Origin of the sequence: Winslowiella toletana (assembly GCF_017875465.1) — a bacterium.
Lineage (GTDB): Bacteria > Pseudomonadota > Gammaproteobacteria > Enterobacterales > Enterobacteriaceae > Erwinia > Erwinia toletana.
In genome coordinates this window covers 4491717-4517213 of sequence record NZ_JAGGMQ010000001.1, presented here as the reverse complement: position 1 = coordinate 4517213, position 25497 = coordinate 4491717, and the positions used below count along the sequence as shown (strand labels likewise).

Here is a 25497-nt window from a genome sequence, read left to right as displayed (position 1 = left end):
GCGCCGCGGCGTGATTAGCGCAGCGCGTTATGCGCCAGCCAGCGCTCATGCAACTGCGTCAGCTGGTAATTTGCACTCTTCCAGCGCTCTGACTGCAACAGCTGCTGACGGCTGAACGAACCCTGGTGATACAACTGGCTGACGCGTTCGGCTCTCACCGGCGACAGATTATCCAGTACGCTCACCGCTCCGGCGCGGTTATTACACACCAGAATCATATCGCAACCGGCATCGAGCGAAGCCTGGCCGCGCTCAGCATAGCTGCCCATAATCGCCGCCCCTTCCATCGACAGATCATCAGAGAAGATCACGCCATCAAAGCCCAGTTCAGTGCGCAATACCTGCTTCAGCCAGTGCGGCGAACCGCTGGCCGGACGCGGATCAACGTCGCTGTAGATCACATGCGCAGGCATAATCGCATCCAGCGCCCGCTCGTCAATCAGCTGGCGGAAGATCTGCATATCATGCTCGCGGATCAGCGCTTCGTCGCGTTCATCGCGCGGCGTCTCTTTGTGCGAATCCGCGCTGACGGCGCCATGTCCCGGGAAGTGCTTACCGGTGGTTTTCATACCGGCTTCATGCATCCCGGCGATAAAACGACGTGCTACCGCCAGCGCAATCGCCGGATCCTGATGGAAAGAGCGCTCGCCAATCGCCGCGCTGATATGGCCGATATCCAGCACCGGGGCAAAACTGATATCGATATCCATGGCGATCATCTCTGATGCCATCAGCCAGCCCGCCTGCTGCGCCAGTTCACCGGCGCTGGCGCTGTCATTCAGCGCGGCGAATGACTGCATTGCCGGTAAACGGGTAAATCCCTCGCGGAAGCGCTGCACGCGCCCGCCCTCCTGATCCACCGCTACCACTAAACGATTGCGCGAAGCCGCACGGATCTGGCGTACCAGCTCGCGCAACTGGGCAGGATCGTGATAGTTGCGGGTAAACAGAATCAGACCGCCCACCAGCGGATGCTGTAAAATTTCGCGCTCTTCAGCATCCAGTTCATAGCTCTGGACATCCAGCATTACCGGGCCAGGCGTGGTCAACTCCATCATAGATAGTATTCCTGTTGCAAAGCAGGCGCTCATCATAGGCGATTGTTACGTAATTTGCAGGAGGGGAAACGGGAAAAAACGTGGTTTACAGCGCCCGCCAGGCGGCGGCGGCCAGCTGCTGCAGATGATGGTCACCACTCTGCTCGGCACGCAGCTGATACCAGCTGGCCATCAGCAGGCGCAGCCAGGGCTGCCAGTGGGCAATGTGCTGCGTCAGCTTGCGGCCATCAAGCTGGTTCCGGTGCGCATAATCCGCCACCAGCTGGCCGCTGAGCGCAGCGGAGAGATCACTGGCATTAATAATGGCCGCCAGTTCTAACGCAATATCGCCGTCACCGGCATATTCCCAGTCAATCAGCCGTAGCCGATCGCTACACTGCAAAATATTGCCGGCATGGATATCCATATGCAGCGGCGCCAGACGCAACGGTTGCGGTTCACCGCGGCGCGCCAGTTGCTGCAAGGCGCGTAACCAGTGGATATTGTGCTGGCGGCACTGCTGCCAGTAACGCTGCAACAGCGGCAACATCTGTAAGCGGTAACCACTGAGGGGGTGGTGATGCAGCTGGCTGACCACCGTCACCAGTTCATCCAGATGCCGCGGGATCTGACTGGCGTCCAGCACCTCACCCGGCAGCCATTCCAGCAGCAGCCACTGCTGATGTTGCCCATACACCTGCGGCGTCAGACCACTGCTGGCGAGACGCTTTAACAGACGATATTCACGCCGACGGCTGACAAACGGGATTGGTTGCGGCGCTTCGCGGCGCGCCAGCATCGGTTGCTGGCCGACGGTCACTTTCGCGGTAAGACCAGTCAGCCCGGCTAACGGCGAAAAGCAACCGGCGGCCTGAGCCGCCGGAAACTGTCTGACAATTAGCTGTTGCAGCGCCGGATCAATGCTGTACGTCACCGTTACCCGACCAGATGATTTCGCCAGTCTGCACCAGCATCAGCTGCATTTGCAGTTCAGGGGCTTTCACATCGCCCTGCGCATTGGTGTAAACCACATACTGCGCGCCAACATAACGTGCCAGACCGATCGCTTTGCTGCGCGAGGTCAGGCTGTCTTCCGGCGACAGGCCGAGGGTCTGTCTGGCGACATTCAGCTGCTGGCTGGTCACCAGGGTGAATTTACCGTTATTCGCCAGTGCATTTTGCAGTGCGGCAGTGGCCTTGGCAGTCTGCAGATTGCCATTGGTGCTGTTCTTAATCCGATCGACTAACAGCACACTGCCCTGCGTTACGCCATCAGCCTGCAACATTTTCGCCACTAACGGCTGAACGCTGGCATCCCAGTCAATGGAGACCAGTTTTGGCGGCTGCGGAACCGGCACACCCGGTTGCGGCGTTGGTGGCGCCGGTTGCGCTGGCTGGGCCGGTTCGACCGGAGCTGGCTGCTGTGGCTGCTGCTGTTCGCGAACACAACCGCTAAGGATTAGCGCCAGTAACATCACGCCGGAAAGTTTATAGATACTGCTGGTCACAAATGTTCCCCTTAGAGATAGAGATAAAGTCGCACTTTGCTGGCGGTAAGATTGCCCAGCTGCGAAGCGATTTCGACTTTAGCATGTGCAGGCACCACCACTTTACGCGGACGTTCAAAAGGCTGAATCTCCAGGCCCTTATCGTCATACCAGTAAAAGCGATAGTTCACCTCCACCGGTTTTTCCTGCTGATTATCCAGCACGCTGGCGGCGCGTTGTTGCCCGTCGCGTTCGCCGATAGTCGGTTCATCCGTGGTGATGCCCGCGGATAACACTGAGGACTCCATGACCAGAGACTGCGAGGTATTGATCTTTGGCGGCTTGCTGTTGCAAGCGCTGAGGGCCAGCAGCACGGCAATACCGGTAAACAGAGCGCGCATAGGGGGAGTCCGCTGAGTTATCAATGAGAAAGCAGAGGCCCGAGAGGACGGCCGCCAACCAGGTGCATATGAATATGGTACACCACCTGACCGGCATGTTGATTACAATTCATGATCAAACGGTAACCGTCTTCAGCAATGCCCTCGGCTTTGGCAATCTTCGCCGCCACGGTAATCATACGCCCCAGCGCCTGCTCATGCGCTTCTGTCGTATCGTTAGTGGTGGCAATCAGCACGTTGGGAATAATCAGCACATGGGTCGGCGCCTGCGGGGCGATATCACGAAACGCGGTCACCAGCTCATCCTGATAGACAATGTCAGCCGGAATTTCGCGGCGAATGATTTTACTGAAAATAGTTTCTTCAGCCATGGTGCAGATCCTTAGCGGAGAGAGAAGTTATGGCAGTATGAGCGAGAAATTTGTTTTGTTTCAACCTTCAGGTGACTTTTCTTTTGCCAGATGGCTAGCTTTACGCCAATTCCGCCTCTGATCACCCGCTCCCGCTCACCTCGACTTACAGCAACAGCAGTGACACCACAATAAATACCATGTCATAGCTATGCGGCAAAAATTGAATACAGCAATGAAGATCAATGCCTTGTGGGACATGTAGCTGGCATTTGGGATGTTATTGGCTTTCATGCCAATAATGTTGTCCATCTGCGTAAAGCATTTGAAGAAGCGGTTGATGATTGTCTGGTCTATTGCGCAGAACGCGGCCATCAACCTCTGCGTCCCGCCAGTGGAAAAATTAGCCTGCGGATCCCGCCGGAGATTCATTCTGCCGCTGAAGTCTCAGGAAAAAGCGTTAATCAGTGGATCAGCGACGCACTGATGAAAGCCTCATACTGTTAAGTTGTCGTTTTTAAACGTCAAAAAGGGAGCTTAGGCTCCCTTTTTATCACCGGCTAAAGACTAAGAATGATTACGAATATAGTCGTCCATTTCAGTTTTCAGGTTATCAGACTTGGTGCCGAAAATAGCCTGCACGCCAGAGCCTGCAACCACTACGCCCGCAGCGCCCAGTTTCTTCAGGCCAGCCTGATCCACTTTCGCCACATCCGCCACACTGACACGCAGACGGGTAATACAGGCATCAAGGTTAGTGATGTTCTCTTTGCCACCAAAAGCGTTGACCAGGTTAGCGGCCATCTCATTTGAAGTACCGGTAGTCTGCTCAGAGATAGTCTCTTCACGGCCCGGTGTTTTCAGGTCCAGTTTGGCAATCAGCACACGGAATACGGTGTAGTAAATCAGGCCGTAAATAATACCGATGATAGGGAACAGCCAGATTTTGCTGCTGTTGCCGCTCAGAACGATAAAGTCGATCAGGCCATGTGAGAAGCTGGTGCCATCACGCATACCCAACAGGATACAGATTGGGAATGCCAGACCGGCCAGAATCGCATGGATGCCGTACAGAATCGGCGCCACGAACATAAAGGAGAATTCGATAGGCTCGGTGATACCGGTCAGGAAAGAGGTCAGCGCAGCGGAGATCATAATACCGCCCACTTTGGCGCGGTTTTCCGGCTTCGCCGAGTGCCAGATAGCGATCGCCGCAGCTGGCAGACCGTACATTTTAAACAGGAAGCCGCCAGACAGTTTACCTGCGGTTGGGTCACCCGCCATATAGCGTGGGATATCACCGTGGAATACCTGACCTGCCGCATTGGTAAACTCACCAATCTGCATCTGGAAAGGAACGTTCCAGATATGGTGCAGACCAAAGGGCACCAGCGAACGCTCAACCACACCGTAAATGCCGAAAGCGACCACCGGGTTCTGATACGCCGCCCACTGGGAGAATTCCTGAATTGCCGCACCGACCGGAGGCCAGATAAAGGAGAGCACCACACCCAGAATAATCGCCGTCATACCGGAGATAATCGGCACAAAACGTTTACCGGCAAAGAAGCCAAGGTATTCAGGCAGCTTAATACGGTAGAAGCGGTTAAACATATAGGCCGCGATGGAACCGGCGATAATCCCGCCCAGCACACCAGTATCGGCAAGATGCTTCGCTTCAATCTCTGCGGCTGGCAGATGCAGAACCAGCGGCGCGACCACCGCCATGGTTTTCACCATAATGCCATAGGCCACCACGGCAGCCAGTGCCGAAACACCGTCGTTATTGGTAAAGCCTAACGCCACGCCGATAGCAAAAATCAGCGGCATATTGGCAAACACCGATCCACCTGCCTCTGCCATAACATGGGAGACAACAGCCGGCAACCAGCTAAAGTTTGCTGAACCAACGCCCAGCAGAATACCGGCAATCGGCAGCACCGATACCGGCAACATTAGCGATTTACCGACCTTTTGCAGGTTTGCAAATGCATTCTTAAACATATTGTGAAGCTCCTGAGTATGATTGCTTTTTTACCGCGCAGTGCGCGTTGTAAAGGGGGGAGGATCCCTTTACGGGTGGAGCGTTTTAGCGCTCTCGGTATTTATTACGGAGAGTAAAATAATTCCAGCTTATTTTATTTGATGGCTATCACGTTTCCTTGAAGCTATAGCTTAAAATCTTAAAAAATGTTTAATTATTGCCAGTTTTTTAAACAAAAAAAGTGCGCGCCCCTTTCAGGGCGCAGCACTTTACGACTTTTGTTTATTAATTACGAGCTCTAAAAAAATCAGACCAGCGGCGCAGCGCCAAGGCGCGACAGGGGAATATGGAACAGGTCTGAGAAGTTTTGCGTGGTCGCCGCCGCCAGCGTTTCTGTATCGACGCCTTTCAGCACCGCCATATAATCGGCAACATCACGGGTATAAGCCGGCTGATTCTCTTTGCCACGATAAGGCACTGGCGCCAGATAAGGTGAATCGGTCTCAACCAGCATGCGGTCCAGCGGCACAAAGCGCGCCGCCTCACGCAGCGCTTCCGCATTGCGGAAAGTGACAATACCGGAAAACGAAATATAGAAGCCCATATCCAGCAGCTTGCCTGCGGTGTCGCGATCTTCAGTAAAGCAGTGCAACACGCCGCCACAGCCTTCAACCTGCTCTTCGCGCAGAATCGCCAGCGTATCTTCACGCGCATCGCGGGTATGTACAATCACCGGCTTATTCAGATCGCGTCCAACGCGGATATGTTCGCGGAAAGAGGCCTGCTGACGCGCTTTGGTTTCCGGCTGGTAGTAATAATCCAGACCGGTTTCGCCCAGAGCCACCACACGTGGGTCCGCCGCCAGCTGACGCAGTTCGGCGAAGTCATACTCTTCAGCCTGATTTAACGGATGGACGCCGCAGGAGTAAGCCACATTGTGGCGATCGCCAATCAGCTGCTGCATCGCCTTATAACCTGGCAAGGTGGTCGCGACGGCCAGCATAAATTTCACATCACGCGCGGCGGCTTTCGCCAGCACATCATCCAGATCTTTGTGCAGATTTTCGTAATCCAGGCCATCAAGATGGCAATGGGAATCAACTAAAAACATAAGGTTACATCCATCGGTTCGGGCGAGGTTACCGGCTCCCGCTTATCGGTAAAAAAATCTGTTCCCAGCTTAACAGCTGTTCAGTCAGAAGCAGCTCGCGGTTAACCGCCACCACATGGCGCAGCCGATCGCGGCAGGTCATCCAGCTGCGCAGGCTGCTGTCCAGCGCAGATGACGGCAGCTGCTGCGCGATTTGCCCGACCAGCGTTTGCTGATCGACATTGGCAATAAACTGTCCGCCGCCCTGCTGCCACTTCATGGCATCAATCAGTAAGGCACACAGCCAGCCGATACGCGCAGCGGCGTCATCATGGTTAAGCACCGGCAGCAGACTCAACAGATCCTGCTGCAATGCCGTCGCCAGTGTGCTGCACAGCTGCTGGCGCTGCGCCCACAGTTTCTCATCCAGCAACGCCAGCGCAGCGGCCGGTGCGCCACTGCTCAGGCGCAGCGCACTGGTGCAGTCATGCTGGACCGCCTGGCTCTGTTTTTGCAGCCAGCGCAGGCACTGCGCCTCGTCCGGCGGTGCAAGATGCCAGTTAAAACAGCGGCTACGCAGCGTGGCTAACAGGCGCTGCGGTTCGCGGCTGCTGAGGAAAAACCAGGTATTTTTCGGCGGCTCTTCCAGCGTTTTTAGCAAAGCATTGGCGGCAGCTTCAGTAAGCTGGGCGCTGTCCGGTAGCCAGACCACTTTCGCGCCACCCTGCTGGGCATGATGATAGAGCTTTTCTGTTACACCACGCACCGCATCAATTCCCAGCGAGCTTTTACCCTTTTCCGCTTCCAGCTTATACCAGTCCGGATGGTTGCCCGCCTGCATCAGCTGACAGCCATGGCATTCACCGCAACTTTTTATGTCGTCGCGGCGCTGACACATCAGCCAGCGACTCAGCGCCCAGACCAGCGCGTCGTCGCCCATCCCCGGCAAAGCCTGAATCAGTAACGCGTGATGACCGCGGTCAGCCTGATGCTGCCCGACAATTTGCCGGTAAGGCTGATTCAGCCACGGATACCAGTTCATTACGCCTGCCCCGCCAGCCACTGCTGCAACACCGCTTTAAGTGACAGTGTCACATCTTCGATTTTTTGTGTCGCATCGATGGTTTTAATCCGCGGATCGGCGGCGGCAAGTTCCAGATAACGCTGGCGGGTGCGGATAAAGAAGTTCAGTGACTCCTGTTCGATACGGTCCAGCTCGCCGCGCGCACGCGCACGCTGCAAACCAATTTCCGGCGTCACATCGAGGTAAAGCGTTAAATCCGGCGTAAAGTCACCCAATGCCGTAGTACGCAGCGTCTCCATCAGCTGACGATCGAGGCCGCGTCCGCCACCCTGATAAGCTTGTGACGAGAGATCGTGACGATCGCCCACCACCCACGCGCCACGCGCCAGCGCCGGTTTGATCACCGTGTCCACCAGCTGCACGCGTGCGGCATACAGCATCAGCAGTTCTGCTTTATCCGTAACTTTTTCGCCTTCAATGCCCTGCTTAATCAGGTCACGCAGTTTTTCCGCCAGTGGCGTGCCGCCAGGTTCACGGGTAAAAACCAGCTCACCGATGCCATGCTGTTGCAGCACTTCAACAATCGCATCCCGGGCGGTGGTTTTCCCCGCCCCTTCAAGGCCTTCAATAACAATGAATTTACTGTTCATTCTTTTCCTTCAGCGCCTGACGATAAACAGCAACCGCGCGGTTATGACTGGCAAGGTTGGTGGTAAAGGTATGTCCACCTTTGCCATCGGCAACAAAATAGAGATAACTGGTTTTCAGCGGATGCGCTGCGGCCTCCAGCGACGCCTTGCCCGGCATCGCAATCGGCCCTGGCGGCAATCCGCTGATGGTATAGGTATTATACGCGGTTGGCGTCTCAAGATCTTTGCGCGTCAGGCTGCCGTTATATTTTTCGCCCATGCCGTAAATGACCGTCGGGTCGGTCTGCAGACGCATCCCCAGTCGCAGCCGGTTGATAAATACCGAAGCCACTTTACTGCGCTCATCGTTTACTGCGGTCTCTTTCTCAATAATCGAGGCCATAGTCAGCAGATCGGTCGGCGTTTTATACGGCAGATCGGCCATTTTTTCCTGCCAGACACTGTCGACCAGCGTTGCCATACGCTGATGTGCCCGCTTCAGCAGCGAGATATCAGTGGTGTTGGCGGTATAGAGATAGGTATCCGGATAGAACCAGCCCTCAACGCCGTCAGCGCTGTCCAGCTTCAGCGCCTGCGCCAGGGTGGAGAACTGGTCATCAGCCAGAGTATGTCTGATATAAGGCGCGGCGCGCATCGCGGCCAGCCACTCCTGCAGCCGGGTGCCTTCGACAAAGCGAATCGGAAACTGCGCCTCTTTACCACTGGCCAGCAGCGCCAGCATCTCGCGCACCGTCATTCCCTGCGTCAGACGATAGGTGCCCGCTTTAAATTTCGCCAGATCCGGCTCCAGTTTCAGCAGCGCGCCAAACCAGACCGTTTGCGGTACGATCTTATCGCGCACCAGCTGCGCTTCCAGCGCCACCCGGCCAGTGCCGGCAGGCAGTGTAAAGATGGTTTCCTGGTCAATCGTCAAAGGTGAAGCGGCAAACTGGCGAATCTGCCAGTAACAGGTGGCGATAATCAGCGCCAGAATGACTATCGCTGCGGCGATAACTTTGCGCGTTTTTGTCATGCAATATCCATTTAATTAGCAATGTGGGCTGATCAGATCAAACAGCTGGCGGGAAGCATAACGCCACTCTTCAATCTGATAAACCGGCAAAACAGGCATCAGTGCGTTGCAAATCAGCACTTCATCGGCACGGGAGAGCACACTCATCTCCACGCTGACTTCCTGACAGTGATATCCCTTTTGTTCCAGCAAACTGATAATGCGCTGGCGCATAATGCCGTCGACCCCGGAGTGCGTCAGCAGCGGCGTAAATACCTGCTGGTCGACGCGCCAGAACAAATTGGCCGCACAGCATTCCACCAGCTTACCCGCAGTGTCAAGCACCAGCGCCTCATCTGCGCCAGTCTGCTCAAGTTGCGTACGGATTAATACCTGCTCAAGACGATTCAGGTGTTTGATGCCTGCCAGCAGCGGATTCAGCCCCAGGCGTATCGGACTAAGCGCCAGACGCGCGCCACTGTCACGCAGGCGGTGATAATGCGCCGGATAAGGCGCCAGTGAGACAATCCGCGTTGGCGACGAGCAGCCTGCTGCACTGTAACCGCGTCCGCCGCTGCCACGGCTGATGACCGCTTTCAGCACCCCGTCCCCCTGCTGCTGTGCCGCTGCCTTTATTTCAGCTTCCAGCGCCAGCCAGTCAACGCCTTCAATCAGCAGCCGGCGCGCGCCCAGCTGTAAGCGCTGCAAATGGGCAGTCAGCCAGTCAACTTCGCCGTCCCGCACCCGGGCGGTCGTAAAACAGCCGTCGCCAAACTGCACCGCACGATCACTGACCGCCAGCCGATCCTGCACCTCACCATTGATCCAAACCATGCCTTGCCCTTTTTCAATTCGCCTGCGCTGTCAGATTACCTGAGTGCCCGTCTGAAGCCAAATAGCAGCAATTTTGCTGCGCTATTATTTTTGTGCAGCGGAAAAATGTCCCACTGACTATTTGCAGTTAATTATTTTTGATTGTTATCACAAAAACTAACACTGTATTGCATCACCGCTTGTTTTAACGCTGCTCTGTGGCAGAATCCGCCAATATTATTTAGGATTGTTACTGTTCTCAGGCAAAACCTAAACCCGGCGGGCTGGCATTTTTATTAATGCAGCCCGCCGGGTTTAGGTTTTTTTTTGGTCTGAATCCGGTACCCCCCCATGCCAATAAGGAGGATTTATGCGTTATACCTGAGCATGCCAGCGGAGAACCCCTGTACAGCGGCTGAAGCAGCACACGCCATTATCAGATGATGATGACGAATTTCTGTTGCCTGAAAAAAATATAACCAAATAAAAAGTGCCACCACAGCCTGAGCTGAAATTAATAAAAATTTAACCCTTAACCAGAACAGGTTTATCTGTTAATGACAGGATGCTCATTATGACCTCATATCCTCTGAAATTAATTGCCGTACTGCTCGCGACAATATTAGCGCCGCAATATGCCACTGCAGCAAAACTCACGGTTGAACAGCGACTGGAATTGCTGGAAAAAGAGCTGGCCAGCAATAAACAGGCGTTACAACAAACCAGAGCGGAATTTGTCGCTTACAAACAGCGAACCGAACAACAGCAGGCCGCCGCCAGCAGTGCGCCGGTTTCTCCACAGCCAGCGAGCAGTCCAGTGACGCCGGACATCAGCAACAGCAGAAACCAGCCAACGCTGAAAGAGATCAGTCAGTATGTTAAGGATGATATTGGTTTTACCTATTCCGGTTATTTCCGCAGTGGCTGGGGCACCAGTAGTAACGGCTCTCCCAAATCCTATGCCATTGGTTCACTGGGTCGTTTCGGCAATGAATACAGCAGCTGGTTTGATCTCTGGCTGAAGCAGCGGGTTTACAATGAAAACGGTAAAAGCGCGCAGGCTGTGATTCAGCTGGATGGCAATGTTGGCCAGCAGTACTCCTCCGGCTGGTTTGGCGAAAATAGCGGTAATGAAAATATTCTGCAATTCTCTGATATCTATCTGACCACCAAAGGCTTCCTGCCATTTGCGCCGGAAGCAGATTTCTGGGTGGGTAAACATCATCTGCCAAACTATGAAATTCAGATGCTCGACTGGAAAGGTTATCGCCAGGACTCCGGCGCCGGTGTCGGCATTGAAAATATGCAGCTGGGTCCGGGCCTGCTGGATATGTCGCTGACGCGTGAAGATCTGGACGTTTATAATCGCGACCTGACGGCAACCACCCAAATGAATACTAATTCGATTGATATTCGTTACCGCGATATTCCGTTATGGGAAGGAGGTTCGTTAACCCTGATGGGCAAATACGCGATGGCGAACAAAACCGACACGCAGAAAGAGAATGAAGATAATAACAGTTACTACGCGTTAAAAGATGCCTGGCTGGCCTCGGCTTCACTACGTCAGGCTCTCAGCCGTAAAGGATTTAATGAGTTAACCCTGCAAGGGGCGAATAACTCCATTGCCAGTAACTTCTCCAACTATTCAGAAGCCAATCCGTCACTGGGCGTCAACGGCTATTACTACGGCGACCACACCAATGGCACCGCATTCCGCGCTTATTCGCAAGGCGAAATGTATCTGAGCGACCGCATTATTATGGCCAACGCGCTGGTTTACTCACGTGGTAGTGACGTTTACAGCTATCAGAGCGGCGCCCACAGTGACTTTGAAAGCCTGCGTACCGTGGTGCGTCCGGCATGGATATGGGACCAGTTTAATCAGACCGGTGTTGAACTTGGCTGGTTTACCCAGACCAATAAAACGCAGAATGGCACAAACCTGAAAGAGTCTGCCTGGAAATCCACCCTTTATCATGCATTTAAGGTGGATACCAGTATCCTCAACTCACGCCCGGAAATTCGGTTCTACGGCACTTATATCCATTTACTGGATAACGAGTTATCCCGCTACAGCTTTGCGGACGAGAAAAACGACCAGTTTACCGTCGGCGTACAGGCAGAGGTGTGGTGGTAATGCTTTGTCTTACTAATATGTCTGAAGGAAAAAAGTGATGAATAAGAGCGCCTTAACACTGCTGGTGACCAGTGTACTCCTGACGTCGGCGGCTGCGGTGAATGCCGCTTCGCTACCGGCAGATTTTCCGACGCTGCCGCCACAGGATCGCGCGGTAAAAGACTATGTTACCGGCGTTAATGCCGATAACAGCGTCACTTTCCGCCTGTTTGCCCCAACAGCAACAAAGGTCACGCTGTTTACCGGCGCCACGCCGGAAAGCTATATCTCGCACCCGATGAGCAGGGATGTTGCTGGCATCTGGACTTACCGCTCGGCGGTGCTGCCCCCGAACCTGTATGAGTACTTTTTTAATGTAGATGGCTTCCGTAGCATCGATACCGGCAGCGCGATCACCAAACCACAGCGGCAAGTGAATACCAGTCAGGTGCTGGTGCCAGGCAGTCTGCTGGATGTGACCGCAGTGCCGCATGGCGAGGTGCGCACCCTCACCTATCATTCGCGTGAACTGGACGGAGAACGCCAGCTGATAGTATGGACACCGCCGGGCTATGAGGCGATTAAGCAGCCACTGCCGGTGCTCTATTTCTATCACGGCTTTGGTGACAGCGGGCGCTCGGCTGTCGATCAGGGAAGGATTCCGCAGATAATGGACAATCTGCTGGCAGCAGGGAAAATCAAGCCGATGCTGGTGGTCATTCCTGATACCGAAACCGATACCGCCAGCACCACGCCGGAGCACTTTGTACCGCAGGATCGACGCAACGTGTTTTACCCGGCCAATGCGCGTGCTGCCGACCGTGAGCTTATTCACGATATTATTCCGCTAATCACTCAACGTTTTAATACGCGTAGCGATGCAGGTGGCCGTGCTCTCGCCGGTCTGTCGCAGGGAGGTTATCAGGCGCTGGTGTCGGGCTTGTCCCATCTCGACTATTTTACGGCGCTGGCCACCTTTAGTGGCGTCAGCACCACCACCGTGCCCAATGCCGACGTTGCCGCCCAGCTGGCGAAACCACAGGAAATTAATCGTCAGTTAACGAATTTCACCGTGGTGGTGGGTGAAACTGACAATATTACCGGCAAGGATATCGCCGGACTGAAACAGACGCTGGAGCAGAAAGGAATCAAATTCGACTATCAGGCTTATCCGCAGCTTGGTCATGAAATGGATGTCTGGCGTCCGGCGTATGCCAGTTTTGTGCAGAAGCTGTTCCGCTGATGCTTTACGAACTGTCCCGGTTGTAATCGCCAGGACAGTGTATCAGTAACAAACGATACGCCGGCAGCGCTGCAGATAGTCGATACTGCTGGTGGTCAGACTCTGTTTCACGTCGTGCGGTTCAGCTGGCGCTTAAACCGCTTAAAGAAAAACGGCCTCCTGTAAAGGAAGCCGTTTCAGTACGATCAATAGCCACAGAGTTACACTTTGCGGAAAATCAGGGAACCGTTGGTGCCGCCGAAACCGAAAGAGTTACACAGGGTGTATTCCAGGTTACTCACCTGACGCGCTGTATGTGGTACAAAGTCGAGATCGCAACCTTCATCCGGGTTATCCAGGTTGATGGTTGGCGGTACAACCTGGTCGCGTAAGGCAAGAATTGAGTAAATAGACTCAACGGCGCCCGCCGCACCCAACAGGTGACCGGTCATAGATTTGGTGGAGCTCACCATCACGCTACGCGACGCGGCGCCAAATACCGTTTTCACGGCCTGGGCTTCCGCTTTATCACCTGCCGGCGTTGAAGTGCCGTGGGCGTTAACATAGCCGATCTGCTCCGGAGACAGTTGCGCATCTTTTAGTGCGTTTTCCATCGCCAGCGCTGCGCCCGCACCATCTTCAGGTGGTGAGGTCATATGATAAGCATCGCTGCTCATGCCGAAACCCACCACTTCTGCATAGATTTTTGCGCCGCGCTTTTTCGCGTGTTCATACTCTTCGAGCACGACCATGCCAGCGCCATCGCCCAGCACAAAGCCATCGCGATCTTTATCCCACGGACGGCTCGCCGCCTGCGGATTATCGTTACGCGTTGATAACGCTCGTGCTGCGCCAAAGCCACCCATACCCAGCGGGGTACTGGCTTTCTCTGCGCCACCAGCGACCATCACATCAGCATCGTTGTACGCAATAATACGCGCAGCGTGACCAATGTTATGCACGCCGGAAGTACAGGCAGTGGCAATCGAAATACTTGGACCTTTCAGGCCGAACATAATTGTCAGATGACCGGCAATCATGTTAACAATGGTAGAAGGAACAAAAAACGGACTGATTTTGCGCGGGCCACCGTTAACCAGTGAGGTGTGATTCTCTTCGATCAAACCTAAACCGCCAATACCAGAACCGATTGCTGCGCCAATACGGCCAGCGTTCTCTTCTGTTACTTCCAGGCCGGAATCCTGCATGGCCTGAATGCCAGCGACAATTCCATATTGAATGAAGGCATCCATCTTGCGCTGATCTTTGCGCGAGATAAATTCTTCACAATTAAAATCCTTTACTAAGCCAGCAAAACGCGTTGCGTAGGCACTAGTATCAAAATGGTCGATCAGGCTGATGCCACTCTGACCGGCAAGGAGAGCACTCCAGGTGGACTCTACGGTATTGCCGACAGGAGACAACATGCCAAGACCGGTCACAACTACACGACGCTTAGACACGTTCGTCCTCCAGGGAGGGAAAATATTGACACTGTGTGGGACGTACAATAAAACTCAGGCGGTCAAATGACCGCCTGATGATGTTCAATTAAGCCTGATGATTATTGATATAATCAATTGCGGCCTGAACAGTCGTGATTTTCTCGGCTTCTTCATCCGGAATCTCAGTGTCGAACTCTTCTTCCAGAGCCATTACCAGCTCAACGGTATCAAGAGAATCAGCGCCCAGATCTTCTACAAAAGAGGCAGTGTTAACAACTTCTTCCTGCTTAACGCCAAGCTGCTCGCCAATGATTTTCTTAACGCGTTCTTCGATAGTGCTCATACTATTAAATTTCCTATCAAAACTCGCTTTCGCGATGGTTTTCGTAGTGTATAAAATGTTGAAAAAGATGCAACTAAATCCCGGCTGGTCAAACCACGATTTTACGCTATTTTGCGGCTTTTACCGCAAATAACGCAAATAATTTTCGTGATTATCAGACCATGTACATTCCGCCATTGACGTGCAGCGTCTCACCAGTGATGTACGCGGCCTCGTCAGAGGCTAAAAATGCAACGGCATTGGCGATTTCCTGAGCGTCACCGAGGCGACCCGCAGGCACTTCCGCCAAAATACCCGTACGCTGATCTTCACTCAGCGCACGCGTCATGTCCGTCTCTATAAAGCCCGGAGCCACAACGTTAACAGTAATGCCACGTGACGCGATTTCACGCGCCAGTGACTTGCTGAAGCCGATCAAACCCGCTTTTGCTGCAGCGTAGTTTGCCTGGCCCGCATTACCCATGGTTCCAACTACAGACCCGATGGTAATGATACGGCCCACGCGTTTTTTCATCATCGCGCGCATTACCGCCTTAGAAAGACGGAATACCGAAGTCAGATTTGTGTCCAGAATATCCTGCCACTCATCATCCTTCATACGCATCAGAAGATTATCACGCGTAATGCCAGCATTATTGACTAAAATGTCCACTTCGCCAAATTCAGCACGAATATTTTCCAACACGCTCTCAATTGAGGCCGCATCGGTGACGTTAAGGAGCATGCCCTTACCGTTATCACCCAGGTAAGTGCTGATCGCGTCAGCACCATTCTGGCTGGTCGCCGTACCTACTACTTTAGCACCGCGTGCTACCAGCGTTTCCGCGATAGCACGGCCAATGCCGCGACTTGCACCAGTTACCAGTGCGACTTTGCCTTCGAAGCTCATGTTTATCCTCGTGTTATTGTTCAATAGCCGCTGACAGTGAGGCCTGGTCATTAACCGCCGCCGCTGTCAGGGTGTCAACAATACGTTTGGTCAGTCCGGTCAATACTTTGCCCGGACCCACTTCCAGCAGCGAAGTCACGCCCTGCGCTGCCATAAATTCGACGCAACCGGTCCAGCGCACCGGGTTGTACAGCTGACGCACTAAAGCACTGCGAATCGCTTCTGGCGAGGTTTCGCATTTTACGTCAACGTTATTCACCACCGGGAAGGCGGGCGCATTAAACGTAATGTTTTCCAGCGCCAGCGCCAGTTTATCCGCAGCAGGCTTCATTAACGCACAGTGTGAAGGCACGCTTACCGGTAATGGCAGCGCACGCTTGGCGCCCGCGGCTTTACAGGCAGCACCTGCACGTTCAACAGCTTCTTTATTGCCAGCAATCACGACTTGTCCCGGCGAGTTAAAGTTCACCGGCGAAACCACCTGACCTTGCGCAGAGGCTTCACACGCCTGCTGAATAGCGGCATCGTCGAGGCCGATAATCGCCTGCATCGCGCCAGTCCCTTCCGGAACCGCTTCCTGCATCAGCTTACCACGCAGTTCGACCAGTTTGATTGCTTCCGCAAAATCCAGCACGCCTGCACAGACTAAAGCAGAGTATTCGCCCAGACTGTGACCAGCCATCATTACTGGCGCTTTACCGCCTTTTTCCTGCCATACGCGATAAATTGCGACCGAAGCGGCCAGCAGCGCTGGCTGGGTTTGCCAGGTTTTATTCAGCTCTTCGGCAGGACCCTGCTGGGTCAGCTGCCACAGGTCATAACCCAGCGCAGCGGAAGCTTCACGGAAGGTGTTCTCAACCGCTGGATTTTCCACAGCGAGGTCGGCCAGCATGCCGACAGTCTGAGAACCCTGTCCCGGGAATACCATTGCAAATTGCGTCATCATCAATTCCTGTTAATCAAAAACGAACCAGCGCCGAACCCCAGGTGAAGCCGCCACCGAAGGCTTCCAGCAGAATCAGCTGACCGCGTTGAATACGACCATCACGCACCGCTTCGTCCAGCGCCGCTGGCACGGAAGCCGCAGAGGTGTTGCCATGACGATCAAGGGTCACCACCACTTTATCCATGTCCATACCCAGTTTACGGGCAGTCGCACTGATAATGCGCAAGTTGGCCTGATGCGGCACCAGCCAGTCAAGGGCTTCACGATCCAGATTATTCGACTGCAGGGTCTCATCAACGATATGGGCCAGTTCAGTGACCGCCACTTTAAATACTTCGTTGCCCGCCATCGACAGATAAGGCACATCCTGCTGATTAGCGCGATCCTGATACGGCAGCTTTAACAGTTCGCCATAACGGCCATCAGCATGCAGATGCGTAGAGATAATGCCCTGCTCTTCGCTGGCGCCGAGAACAACCGCACCGGCGCCGTCGCCAAACAGGATAATGGTGCCGCGATCGTCAGGATCCAGCGTACGCGCCAGCGTATCTGCGCCGATCACCAGCGCATGCTTAACCGCACCATTTTTAATATATTGATCGGCCACGCTCAGCGCATAGGTAAACCCTGCGCAGGCTGCGGCGAGGTCGAATGCTGGCGCATCATTAATACCCAGCATTTGCTGAATCATACAGGCCGAACTGGGGAAAGCATGGCTTGACGATGTGGTCGCGACGATAATCAGTCCGATCTCATTTTTATCAATGCCAGCCATCTCCAGCGCGCGCTCAGCGGCGTGGAAGCCCATCGTGGCGACGGTCTCATCCGGACCGGCAATGCGGCGTTCACGAATCCCGGTGCGAGTGACAATCCACTCATCCGACGTATCCACCATTTTTTCCAGATCGGCGTTAGTCCGCACCTGTTCGGGTAAATAGCTACCCGTACCGATAATCTTCGTATACATGTACGCTCAGTCACTCTTAGGTAATACAGCCTCAAGGCGGGCGGCAATTCGCTCAGGAACTTGCCGCCGCACCGCCTGCTCTGCCTGTTGGATCGCCACAGCAAATGCGCGTTGATTCGCTGCGCCGTGGCTCTTAATTACGGTGCCCCGTAATCCTAACAGACAAGCGCCATTGTACTGGTCGGGGTTGAGGTGACCAAAGCGTTTCGCCAGACGTTTTTTAATCCAGCGTCCGAGCAATGTCATCCACCACGCCCTTTTGTTACCTTCGCCCGGTGATTGCAACAGCGAAAGGAACATTCTCACCACGCCTTCCATCGTTTTCAGCGTGACGTTGCCCACGAAACCATCGCAGACTAAGACATCCGTTTTACCGGTCAGAAGGTCATTGCCTTCAACGTAACCAATATAGTTGATATCTGGCGATGCCCGCAGAATTGCTGCAGCATCGCGAATACTGTCGAGACCTTTCGTCTCTTCCTGACCGATATTGAGCAGCGCCACGCGCGGGTTAGCGATATCGAGCACCTGCTCCGCCATCACCGCGCCCATTATGGCAAACTGCACCAGCAGAGCGCTGTCACACTCAACGTTGGCGCCAAGATCCAGCACCACCGTCCTGCCCTGCTGCTGATTCGGCAACACGGTCATCAGCGCCGGACGTTCAATCCCGTCCAGCGGCTTTAACAATAATTTTGCCAGCCCCATCAATGCGCCGGTATTACCGGCACTGATACAGGCCTGTGCCTTGCCCTCTTTCACCAGCTCCAGCGCCACGCGCATCGAACTGCCGCGACTGTTGCGGATCGCCTGAGAAGGCCTGGCATCACTGGCAATAACCGATTCTGCAGGAATGACCTGCACACGCCCCTGTAAAGCGGAATCAGCTTTGGCAAGTGATGTCGAGATTTTGTCGGGGTCACCGACCAGAAGAAGATGCAGTTGCGAATTAGAGGCCAGTGCCTGCATTGCGGCAGGCACTGTCACGCAGGGACCGAAGTCCCCGCCCATGGCATCTATCGCCAGGGTCAAACGTGTCAAAGTATCGCCTTGCGTGACCGCAAGATATTACTTAGCGATGACCTTGCGACCGCGGTAGTAACCATCCGCAGTGATGTGGTGACGCAGATGAGTTTCGCCAGAAACTTTATCTACGGAAAGAGCGGCGGTGGTCAGAGCGTCATGTGAACGACGCATGCCACGCTTGGAACGGGTTGGTTTATTCTGTTGTACGGCCATGGACCTTACTCCTATTACTTACGCTTTAAACTGGCTAATACGGCAAATGGATTTGGTTTCTCCGCCTCTTCAGGCAGTTTGCCAAACACCATGTCCGCCTCGGACACTTCACAGTGTTCAGAATCATGAACCGGAACGACAGGCAAAGCGAGGATGATTTCATCTTCGACTAATGCCAGCAGATCAATTTCGCCAAACTCGTTGACGTTGATCGGCTCGTACGCTTCCGGCAGTGCTTCAGCCTGATCGTCATTGACCACCGGACTAAAACAATACGTTACGTGGACGGCGTGAGGGAATGATTTACCACAACGCTGACACGACAGAGTGACCGCCAGCTCAGCAGTGCCATTCAGCACCGCGAGACGTTGGTTGTCGATCGCGAACGACATAGTACATTCAATATCACTGTCCACACTGACGACCGACTCGGCGACGCGCTCCACCTGTTCAGGTGTATAGACGCCCTGATAATCCAGGCGTTTTTGAGCCGTACGTACCGGGTCAAGAGTCAGGGGTAATTTTACCTTTTGCATAGGGCGCGCATATTATCTTTGTAACGACGTAGAGTCAAAGAAAAAGGCCGTTAAACAGCATCTTTCACCCATTATTCGCATCCAGTGCGGCGCATAGTTTAAAATGCCTTTATCCGATTCGCTATATATTCCGCAAAAAATTATGACTAATTTGGTTTTAGCCTCAACTTCACCCTTTCGCCAGGCGCTGTTAAATAAACTTGGCCTGCCATTTATCACCGCTGCGCCCCAGGTGGATGAGACGCCACTCGCGCAGGAAACCGCGCCACAGCTGGTCTCGCGCCTGGCGGCAGCCAAAGCGCAGGCGCTTGCGCGGCACTATCCTGATCATCTGATAATAGGCAGCGATCAGGTTTGCGTATTAAACGGACAAATAACCGGAAAACCGCATACCGTTGAAAATGCCTGTACACAATTACGCCAGGCAAGCGGCCAGTCTGTTATTTTTTATACCGGACTGGCTCTTTACGCCAGCGGTCGGGCGCAGATACAAACCCTGTGTGAAACCTTTACTGTCCATTTTCGTCACTTAAGTGACGCGGAAATTGCTGCTTATGTCGCCAGAGAGCAGCCGCTGAACTGTGCGGGCAGCTTTAAAAGCGAAGGTCTGGGGATTACTTTATTTGAGCGCTTAGAGGGGCGTGATCCCAATACATTAGTTGGATTGCCGCTGATTGCCTTGTGCGCCATGCTGCGTGAGGCGGGGATGGATCCGTTGCTGTCGCAGAGGCTGCAGAACGATTAGCACCGCGCCCGCCATTCAGACGGGAGCCGTTAACGGCTCCCCTACGGTGTTGCAGATGCCCAGGCGCTTATACATTCTCGCCGCCCAGCAGCTTATTTATTACGCTTTTTTATTACGAAGAAAAGCCAGACAGCGTTTTAAACCGTCATCAAGTGGCGCTTCCACCCGCATCACTTCACCGGTGTTGGGATGAGTAAAACGCAGCGCCGCCGCATGCAGAAACAGACGATTCAGTCCGCTTCCCGCCAGCTGGCGATCGAAATCACGATCGCCGTAGCGATCATCAAAAGCGATCGGATGGCCGCCATGCAGGGTATGTACGCGAATCTGATGGGTACGTCCGGTCACCGGGCTGGCTTTTACCAGCGTTGCCATGTCATAACGTTCTTCCACTTTAAAGCGCGTTTCTGAAGCTTTACCTTCACTACTGACGCGCACAACACGCTCGCCGCTTTGCAGAATATTTTTCAGCAACGGCGCCTGCACGACTTTCAGATGCGACGGCCACTGGCCACGCACCAGCGCCAGATAATCCTTCTGCATCCCTTTTTCACGCAGTTGTTCATGCAGCGAACGTAGCGCTGAGCGTTTTTTAGCCACCAGTAAAATACCGGAGGTATCGCGATCAAGACGGTGCACCAGCTCAAGGAAGCGAGCTTCCGGCCGCAGTGCGCGTAATCCCTCTATCACGCCGAAGCTCAGGCCGCTGCCACCATGCACTGCAGTGCCGGAAGGCTTATTCATCACCAGAATATGCTCATCCTCATACAGGATGGCATCAGCAAGAGAGGCGACTTTCGCCAGCTTCGGCGAAACCGCATCTTCATCACGCTCCGCCACGCGGACCGGCGGAATGCGCACCTCATCATTCTCTTCCAGCTTGTACTCAGGTTTAATGCGTTTTTTATTCACCCGCACCTCACCTTTACGCACAATGCGGTAAATCATGCTTTTAGGCACACCTTTTAAATGGGTGCGTAAAAAATTGTCGATACGTTGCCCCGCTTCATCAGCGGAGATGGTAATCATTTTGACGGATGGCGTATTGGTTTTCATGGTCGGCGATTCTAATTAGTGAGGGATAATAGCGCCACCTCTTTTTCTGTGCTTAACTGAAAGTCTGTCGGGTTAAGTACGCTATATGAGCGCTTTTTATACGGTTTTCTTGTAACTCCGGAAAAACACGCAATAAAGCTGGAATAAACTTCTCAAGGCGGTAAAAGTAACCTTGCTATAACAAGGTTAGCAATGGAATAATGTTAGCGTTTTTTCACGCTGTACCTTGTTAAAACAAGCAAATATCTACCCAAAGTAATTGAAGTTGCAGCAAGGCAGCAAGGGAACGAATCCCGGCGAGCTGACTCAGGTCAGTGATTCGGGTGAGTGAGCGCAGCTAACGCCGCTGCGGCTTCAAGAACGAAGGGTATAAAGGAATTTTGCCGGATAGCACACACACGCAGCAATGGCGTAAGACGTATTGTGAAATCAGGCATTTAGCGGGCTGCGGGTTGCAGCCTGGACGATAAGACGGGATTGACTCTTTCTGGTAATTCAGTAGTGGTTCCCCTCGTAAAAGCGCTGTTTTTTCCGTATGAAAAACAGGCTGCCGAGATTTTGCGCCCCTTAGCAGGCGACAACCGTGAGGTTGACGACTTTGCGAACAGACACGGGGCCATCGGTTGTTCATTGTCCAGCGTTACCATGCCCGTAGCTTTGTCACTAATGTAAGAATAATGAGTAAGTTACGATGAAAAGAATGTTGATAAACGCAACTCAACAGGAGGAGTTGCGTGTTGCCCTGGTTGATGGACAGCGACTGTACGATCTGGATATCGAAAGCCCAGGACACGAACAGAAAAAAGCCAACATCTATAAAGGAAAGATCACCCGCATTGAACCGAGTCTTGAAGCTGCATTTGTCGATTACGGTGCCGAAAGACATGGTTTCCTACCTCTGAAAGAAATCTCCCGCGAATATTTCCCTGCGAATTACAATTCTCATGGCCGTCCAAATATTAAAGACGTGCTGCGTGAAGGCCAGGAAGTAATTGTTCAGATTGATAAAGAAGAACGTGGTAACAAAGGCGCAGCCTTAACCACCTTTATCAGCCTGGCGGGCAGCTATCTGGTACTGATGCCGAATAACCCGCGTGCGGGCGGCATCTCGCGCCGTATCGAAGGCGACGACCGTACCGAGCTGAAAGAAGCGCTCTCTTCACTGGAACTGCCGGATGGCATGGGTCTGATCGTGCGCACCGCAGGCGTAGGCAAATCTGCCGAAGCCCTGCAGTGGGATCTCAGCTTCCGTATGAAACACTGGGAAGCGATTAAGAAAGCCGCCGACAGCCGCCCTGCTCCATTCCTGATCCATCAGGAAAGCAATGTTATCGTCCGTGCTTTCCGTGACTATCTGCGCCAGGACATCGGTGAAATCCTGATCGACAATCCGAAAGTGCTGGAGCTGGCGCGTCAGCATATCGCCGCCCTTGGTCGTCCGGATTTCAGCAGCAAAATTAAACTGTACACCGGTGAAATCCCGTTGTTCAGCCACTACCAGATTGAATCGCAGATTGAGTCCGCCTTCCAGCGTGAAGTGCGCCTGCCGTCAGGCGGTTCTATCGTTATCGACAGCACCGAAGCACTCACCGCTATCGATATCAACTCCGCACGCGCCACCCGCGGCGGCGACATCGAAGAGACCGCATTCAACACCAACCTGGAAGCGGCCGATGAGATCGCCCGCCAGCTGCGTCTGCGTGACCTGGGTGGCCTGATCGTTATCGACTTTATCGATATGACCCCGGTACGCCACCAGCGCGCGGTAGAAAACCGTCTGCGTGAAGCGGTACGTCAGGATCGTGCGCGCATCCAGATCAGCCATATTTCACGCTTCGGCCTGCTGGAGATGTCGCGTCAGCGCCTCAGCCCGTCACTGGGTGAGTCCAGCCATCACGTCTGCCCACGCTGTAGCGGCACCGGCACTATTCGTGATAACGAGTCGCTGTCACTCTCCATTCTGCGTCTGATTGAAGAAGAGTCGCTGAAAGAGAACACCAAAGAAGTGCATGCCATTGTTCCGGTGCAAATCGCCTCTTACCTGCTGAACGAAAAACGTGATGCAGTGAGTGCGATTGAAAAACGCCAGGGCGGTGTGCGCGCGATCATCGTGCCGAACGATCAGATGGAAACGCCGCACTACTCAGTCCTGCGTGTACGCATTGGTGAAGAGACGCAAACCCTCAGCTACCACCTGCCGAAGCTGCATGAAGCTGAAATGGCGCTGCCTTCTGAAGAAGAGCATGCCGAGCGTAAACGTCCTGAGCAACCTGCCCTTGCCGCCTTTGTCATGCCAGATGCGCCACCTGCACCGCAGGAAAGCACTGCGCCGGCCAAAGAACCGCAACCAGCGCCAGCCGTACAACATGCAGCCGCCGCCGCCGCGCCACAGCCGGGCCTGTTCAGCCGTCTGATGGGTGGTCTGAAGAAACTGTTTGCTTCTGAAGAAACCAGCAGCAGCGCCCAGCCGCAGCAGGAAGTCAGCGAGCCAGCAGTTGCGACTGAAGCGACGCCTCAGCGTAACGACCGTCGCAACAATCGCCGCAATAACAACAACCGTCGCGATCGTAGTGGCGAACGTGGTGGTGAGCGCAACAACCGCGAACGTAATAGCGAAAGCCGTGACAACCGCGACAATCGTGACAATCGTGACAATCGTGACAACCGCGATAATCGTGATTCCCGCGATAATCGCGAAAGTCGTGAAGGCCGCGAAGATAATCGTCGTAACAGACGCCCTGCCGCCGCAGTCGCAGCAGCAGAGCCGCGTGACGATCTGCAACCGGCGCAGAGTGACGAAGCCCGCGCGCAACAGCGTGACGAGCAACAGCAGCAGCGTCGCGAGCAACGTGCGGAACGCCAGCGTCGTCGTCAGGACGAGAAGCGTCAGCAACAGCAGGAAGCGAAGAGCGAGCAGCCGGTAGTTGAAGAACCCGCCGCTGTCGCCGCGATTGCGCCTGAAGCAGATAACGAAGAGAACGTGCAGGTGATGCCGCGTCGTAAGCCGCGCCAGCTGAGCCAGAAAATTCGTTTCGAATCAGCTCCGGCTGCCAGCGTTGCTGAAGAGCCAGAAGCCGCGCCAGCGCCGCTGCTGGCAGACGAGCGCGAATTCCCTGTGGTGCAGCCTGCGCCAGTGGAGACCGGTGCCGAAGAAGATGACGCAGAAAACCGTGACAGCATGCCACGTCGTTCACGTCGTTCGCCGCGCCATCTGCGTGTCAGTGGTCAGCGTCGTCGCCGTTACCGTGACGAGCGTTACCCGTCACAGTCACCGATGCCGCTTGGCTTCGCCGCGGCGTCGCCAGAAATGGCATCCGGCAAAGTGTGGATCACCTACCCGGTGGCACAGAGTGCGGACGAGCAGACCGTGGTTGATAGCGCACCAGAAGCCGTAGCTGAAGAGCAGCAGCCGCAACTGAGCGCCGCAGCTGTCGCGCTGCCTGAGAGCGATACCGTCGCCGCTGCTGCGGAAAGCATCAATGCTGAGCAGCCGGTAGCGGAAGTTGAGCCACAGCAGTTGCCAGAACCGGAAGTCACCCTGGTGGAGACTGAAGAGACCGCAGCGATTGAAGCGCCGGTAAACGAAGAACCTGCCGTGATTGCCGCCGCAGATGAAGCGGTTGCTGAACAGACTGCCGCCGCCGCTGAGCCCGCCGATGACGCCAGCAAAGCAGTAGCCGAAGCACTGGAAGCCGCTGAAGAAGCGCCAAAAGTGACTGAGGACGCGCCACAGCCGGTAGCTGAAATCATCAGTGAGATCGCCAGCGACAACGTTGCGGATGTCAGTGAAGAAGTTGCCGCCGAAGTGGAAGAAGTGACTGCCGCAGCAGACGTGGTTGCCGAAGAGCCGGCAGTGGAAACTGAAGCACCGGCTACCGCAGTCAGCGCGCCACAAGCGCCAGCTATCGCCGTCAGTGAGCCACATGCACCGGTTGCTGCACGTGATACCGCTATCGCGCCAGTAGTGGCTGCATCGGTTAACTTTAAGCATCACGCAACCGCGCCGATGACCAAAGCACCTGCGCCAGAGTGGCAGCAGGAGCCTGCACGTCACAGCGACTGGGTACGTCCGGACTACGCCTTTGAGGGTAAAGGCTCCGCAGGCGGCCATGCGGCAACGCATCAGGCCACGGCGCCGGCGACCAAGCCTTAACTTGTTGGCA

25 protein-coding genes are annotated in these 25497 nt (G+C 54.3%); 5 read left to right on the top strand and 20 right to left on the bottom strand.

The features are described 5' to 3' along the window. Positions 1-14: 14 nt before the first annotated feature. The 5 genes from nagZ to hinT form a co-directional block, all read right to left on the bottom strand. Complete coding sequence (gene nagZ / locus J2125_RS21175) at positions 15-1055, bottom strand: beta-N-acetylhexosaminidase (protein WP_026111808.1); 1041 nt, start codon at positions 1053-1055, stop codon at positions 15-17. Between the two features lie 88 nt (positions 1056-1143). Further along, positions 1144-1971 carry a thiamine kinase gene (gene thiK, locus J2125_RS21170; RefSeq protein WP_017801891.1) on the bottom strand — a complete coding sequence of 276 codons (828 nt, stop codon included), beginning with the start codon at positions 1969-1971 and terminating at the stop codon, positions 1144-1146. Further along, positions 1955-2512, bottom strand: coding sequence for a penicillin-binding protein activator LpoB (lpoB, locus tag J2125_RS21165; RefSeq protein ID WP_040462486.1), 558 nt, complete (start codon positions 2510-2512; stop codon positions 1955-1957). Before lpoB ends, thiK begins: the two co-directional genes overlap by 17 nt. A 44-nt stretch (positions 2513-2556) precedes the next feature. Beyond that, a complete protein-coding gene (locus J2125_RS21160) occupies positions 2557-2925 on the bottom strand; it encodes a YcfL family putative periplasmic lipoprotein (RefSeq protein ID WP_017801889.1) in 369 nt (122 codons plus the stop codon). Between the two features lie 20 nt (positions 2926-2945). Next, on the bottom strand, positions 2946-3296 hold the full coding sequence (gene hinT, locus J2125_RS21155; protein ID WP_017801888.1) for a purine nucleoside phosphoramidase: 351 nt from the start codon (positions 3294-3296) through the stop codon (positions 2946-2948). A gap of 231 nt (positions 3297-3527) precedes the next feature. Here hinT and J2125_RS25050 point away from each other — a divergent pair, with 231 nt between their 5' ends. Next, positions 3528-3782: a type II toxin-antitoxin system HicB family antitoxin gene (locus tag J2125_RS25050; RefSeq protein WP_017801887.1), complete on the top strand. Its 255-nt coding sequence runs from the start codon at positions 3528-3530 to the stop codon at positions 3780-3782. A gap of 60 nt (positions 3783-3842) precedes the next feature. Here the strand turns inward: J2125_RS25050 and ptsG are convergent, their stop codons facing one another. From ptsG to pabC, 6 genes are all read right to left on the bottom strand, one after another. Continuing rightward, on the bottom strand, positions 3843-5279 hold the full coding sequence (gene ptsG / locus J2125_RS21145) for a PTS glucose transporter subunit IIBC (protein WP_017801886.1): 1437 nt from the start codon (positions 5277-5279) through the stop codon (positions 3843-3845). A gap of 287 nt (positions 5280-5566) precedes the next feature. Next, positions 5567-6370 carry a metal-dependent hydrolase gene (locus J2125_RS21140; protein WP_017801885.1) on the bottom strand — a complete coding sequence of 268 codons (804 nt, stop codon included), beginning with the start codon at positions 6368-6370 and terminating at the stop codon, positions 5567-5569. Between the two features lie 28 nt (positions 6371-6398). Continuing rightward, positions 6399-7391, bottom strand: coding sequence for a DNA polymerase III subunit delta' (holB, locus tag J2125_RS21135; protein WP_017801884.1), 993 nt, complete (start codon positions 7389-7391; stop codon positions 6399-6401). After that, positions 7391-8023 carry a dTMP kinase gene (gene tmk / locus J2125_RS21130; protein ID WP_017801883.1) on the bottom strand — a complete coding sequence of 211 codons (633 nt, stop codon included), beginning with the start codon at positions 8021-8023 and terminating at the stop codon, positions 7391-7393. Before tmk ends, holB begins: the two co-directional genes overlap by 1 nt. Next, a complete protein-coding gene (gene yceG / locus J2125_RS21125; protein WP_017801882.1) occupies positions 8013-9035 on the bottom strand; it encodes a cell division protein YceG in 1023 nt (340 codons plus the stop codon). The genes tmk and yceG overlap by 11 nt, the downstream gene beginning before the upstream one ends. A 15-nt stretch (positions 9036-9050) precedes the next feature. Next, positions 9051-9848 carry an aminodeoxychorismate lyase gene (pabC, locus tag J2125_RS21120; RefSeq protein WP_017801881.1) on the bottom strand — a complete coding sequence of 266 codons (798 nt, stop codon included), beginning with the start codon at positions 9846-9848 and terminating at the stop codon, positions 9051-9053. 553 nt (positions 9849-10401) lie between these two features. Here pabC and J2125_RS21115 point away from each other — a divergent pair. Together J2125_RS21115 and J2125_RS21110 are read left to right on the top strand one after the other, a co-directional pair. Continuing rightward, on the top strand, positions 10402-11967 hold the full coding sequence (locus tag J2125_RS21115) for a carbohydrate porin (protein ID WP_017801880.1): 1566 nt from the start codon (positions 10402-10404) through the stop codon (positions 11965-11967). 37 nt (positions 11968-12004) lie between these two features. Beyond that, complete coding sequence (locus tag J2125_RS21110; protein WP_017801879.1) at positions 12005-13189, top strand: esterase; 1185 nt, start codon at positions 12005-12007, stop codon at positions 13187-13189. Between the two features lie 200 nt (positions 13190-13389). Here J2125_RS21110 and fabF read toward each other — a convergent pair whose 3' ends face one another. The 8 genes from fabF to yceD all read right to left on the bottom strand — a co-directional run bounded on the left by fabF (position 13390) and on the right by yceD (position 19533). Beyond that, on the bottom strand, positions 13390-14631 hold the full coding sequence (fabF, locus tag J2125_RS21105; RefSeq protein ID WP_026111805.1) for a beta-ketoacyl-ACP synthase II: 1242 nt from the start codon (positions 14629-14631) through the stop codon (positions 13390-13392). A gap of 88 nt (positions 14632-14719) precedes the next feature. After that, the gene (gene acpP, locus J2125_RS21100; protein WP_013201680.1) at positions 14720-14956 is read right to left on the bottom strand and encodes an acyl carrier protein; all 237 of its coding nucleotides are present in this window, start codon (positions 14954-14956) and stop codon (positions 14720-14722) included. Between the two features lie 154 nt (positions 14957-15110). Then, positions 15111-15845 carry a 3-oxoacyl-ACP reductase FabG gene (gene fabG, locus J2125_RS21095; protein ID WP_017801877.1) on the bottom strand — a complete coding sequence of 245 codons (735 nt, stop codon included), beginning with the start codon at positions 15843-15845 and terminating at the stop codon, positions 15111-15113. 13 nt (positions 15846-15858) lie between these two features. Then, positions 15859-16788, bottom strand: coding sequence for an ACP S-malonyltransferase (gene fabD, locus J2125_RS21090; protein WP_017801876.1), 930 nt, complete (start codon positions 16786-16788; stop codon positions 15859-15861). A 16-nt stretch (positions 16789-16804) separates the two neighbouring features. Further along, the gene (locus J2125_RS21085) at positions 16805-17758 is read right to left on the bottom strand and encodes a beta-ketoacyl-ACP synthase III (RefSeq protein WP_017801875.1); all 954 of its coding nucleotides are present in this window, start codon (positions 17756-17758) and stop codon (positions 16805-16807) included. A gap of 6 nt (positions 17759-17764) precedes the next feature. After that, entirely contained in the window at positions 17765-18799 is a 1035-nt protein-coding gene (gene plsX, locus J2125_RS21080; RefSeq protein WP_026111804.1) for a phosphate acyltransferase PlsX, read from the bottom strand. Positions 18800-18826: 27 nt separating this feature from the next. Continuing rightward, positions 18827-18997, bottom strand: a complete 171-nt coding sequence (gene rpmF, locus J2125_RS21075) for a 50S ribosomal protein L32 (RefSeq protein ID WP_067429617.1) — start codon at positions 18995-18997, stop codon at positions 18827-18829. Between the two features lie 14 nt (positions 18998-19011). After that, positions 19012-19533 carry a 23S rRNA accumulation protein YceD gene (gene yceD / locus J2125_RS21070; protein WP_017801873.1) on the bottom strand — a complete coding sequence of 174 codons (522 nt, stop codon included), beginning with the start codon at positions 19531-19533 and terminating at the stop codon, positions 19012-19014. Positions 19534-19675: 142 nt separating this feature from the next. Between yceD and J2125_RS21065 the strand changes: the two genes are divergently transcribed. Further along, positions 19676-20278 (top strand): Maf family protein, encoded by a 603-nt coding sequence (locus tag J2125_RS21065; RefSeq protein WP_017801872.1) that lies wholly within the window; start codon positions 19676-19678, stop codon positions 20276-20278. Between the two features lie 99 nt (positions 20279-20377). Here J2125_RS21065 and rluC read toward each other — a convergent pair whose 3' ends face one another. Then, positions 20378-21334 carry a 23S rRNA pseudouridine(955/2504/2580) synthase RluC gene (gene rluC, locus J2125_RS21060; protein WP_017801871.1) on the bottom strand — a complete coding sequence of 319 codons (957 nt, stop codon included), beginning with the start codon at positions 21332-21334 and terminating at the stop codon, positions 20378-20380. A gap of 691 nt (positions 21335-22025) precedes the next feature. On the opposite strand from rluC, the gene rne reads away from it, so the two are divergent. Beyond that, positions 22026-25487 (top strand): ribonuclease E, encoded by a 3462-nt coding sequence (rne, locus tag J2125_RS21055; protein WP_026111803.1) that lies wholly within the window; start codon positions 22026-22028, stop codon positions 25485-25487. Positions 25488-25497 lie beyond the last annotated feature (10 nt).

What these genes read in the sequence shown, in the direction of transcription:
- J2125_RS21110 (WP_017801879.1), top strand. Translation starts at nt 12,005, where the DNA reads ATGAATAAGAGCGCCTTAACACTGCTGGTGACCAGTGTACTCCTGACG.
- rpmF (WP_067429617.1), bottom strand. Translation starts at nt 18,997, where the DNA reads ATGGCCGTACAACAGAATAAACCAACCCGTTCCAAGCGTGGCATGCGT.
- J2125_RS21115 (WP_017801880.1), top strand. Translation starts at nt 10,402, where the DNA reads ATGACCTCATATCCTCTGAAATTAATTGCCGTACTGCTCGCGACAATA.
- J2125_RS21140 (WP_017801885.1), bottom strand. Translation starts at nt 6,370, where the DNA reads ATGTTTTTAGTTGATTCCCATTGCCATCTTGATGGCCTGGATTACGAA.
- acpP (WP_013201680.1), bottom strand. Translation starts at nt 14,956, where the DNA reads ATGAGCACTATCGAAGAACGCGTTAAGAAAATCATTGGCGAGCAGCTT.
- ptsG (WP_017801886.1), bottom strand. Translation starts at nt 5,279, where the DNA reads ATGTTTAAGAATGCATTTGCAAACCTGCAAAAGGTCGGTAAATCGCTA.
- nagZ (WP_026111808.1), bottom strand. Translation starts at nt 1,055, where the DNA reads ATGGAGTTGACCACGCCTGGCCCGGTAATGCTGGATGTCCAGAGCTAT.
- hinT (WP_017801888.1), bottom strand. Translation starts at nt 3,296, where the DNA reads ATGGCTGAAGAAACTATTTTCAGTAAAATCATTCGCCGCGAAATTCCG.
- holB (WP_017801884.1), bottom strand. Translation starts at nt 7,391, where the DNA reads ATGAACTGGTATCCGTGGCTGAATCAGCCTTACCGGCAAATTGTCGGG.
- J2125_RS21160 (WP_017801889.1), bottom strand. Translation starts at nt 2,925, where the DNA reads ATGCGCGCTCTGTTTACCGGTATTGCCGTGCTGCTGGCCCTCAGCGCT.
- tmk (WP_017801883.1), bottom strand. Translation starts at nt 8,023, where the DNA reads ATGAACAGTAAATTCATTGTTATTGAAGGCCTTGAAGGGGCGGGGAAA.
- fabD (WP_017801876.1), bottom strand. Translation starts at nt 16,788, where the DNA reads ATGACGCAATTTGCAATGGTATTCCCGGGACAGGGTTCTCAGACTGTC.
- yceG (WP_017801882.1), bottom strand. Translation starts at nt 9,035, where the DNA reads ATGACAAAAACGCGCAAAGTTATCGCCGCAGCGATAGTCATTCTGGCG.
- fabG (WP_017801877.1), bottom strand. Translation starts at nt 15,845, where the DNA reads ATGAGCTTCGAAGGCAAAGTCGCACTGGTAACTGGTGCAAGTCGCGGC.
- yceD (WP_017801873.1), bottom strand. Translation starts at nt 19,533, where the DNA reads ATGCAAAAGGTAAAATTACCCCTGACTCTTGACCCGGTACGTACGGCT.
- pabC (WP_017801881.1), bottom strand. Translation starts at nt 9,848, where the DNA reads ATGGTTTGGATCAATGGTGAGGTGCAGGATCGGCTGGCGGTCAGTGAT.
- rluC (WP_017801871.1), bottom strand. Translation starts at nt 21,334, where the DNA reads ATGAAAACCAATACGCCATCCGTCAAAATGATTACCATCTCCGCTGAT.
- rne (WP_026111803.1), top strand. Translation starts at nt 22,026, where the DNA reads ATGAAAAGAATGTTGATAAACGCAACTCAACAGGAGGAGTTGCGTGTT.
- J2125_RS21065 (WP_017801872.1), top strand. Translation starts at nt 19,676, where the DNA reads ATGACTAATTTGGTTTTAGCCTCAACTTCACCCTTTCGCCAGGCGCTG.
- J2125_RS21085 (WP_017801875.1), bottom strand. Translation starts at nt 17,758, where the DNA reads ATGTATACGAAGATTATCGGTACGGGTAGCTATTTACCCGAACAGGTG.
- lpoB (WP_040462486.1), bottom strand. Translation starts at nt 2,512, where the DNA reads ATGTTACTGGCGCTAATCCTTAGCGGTTGTGTTCGCGAACAGCAGCAG.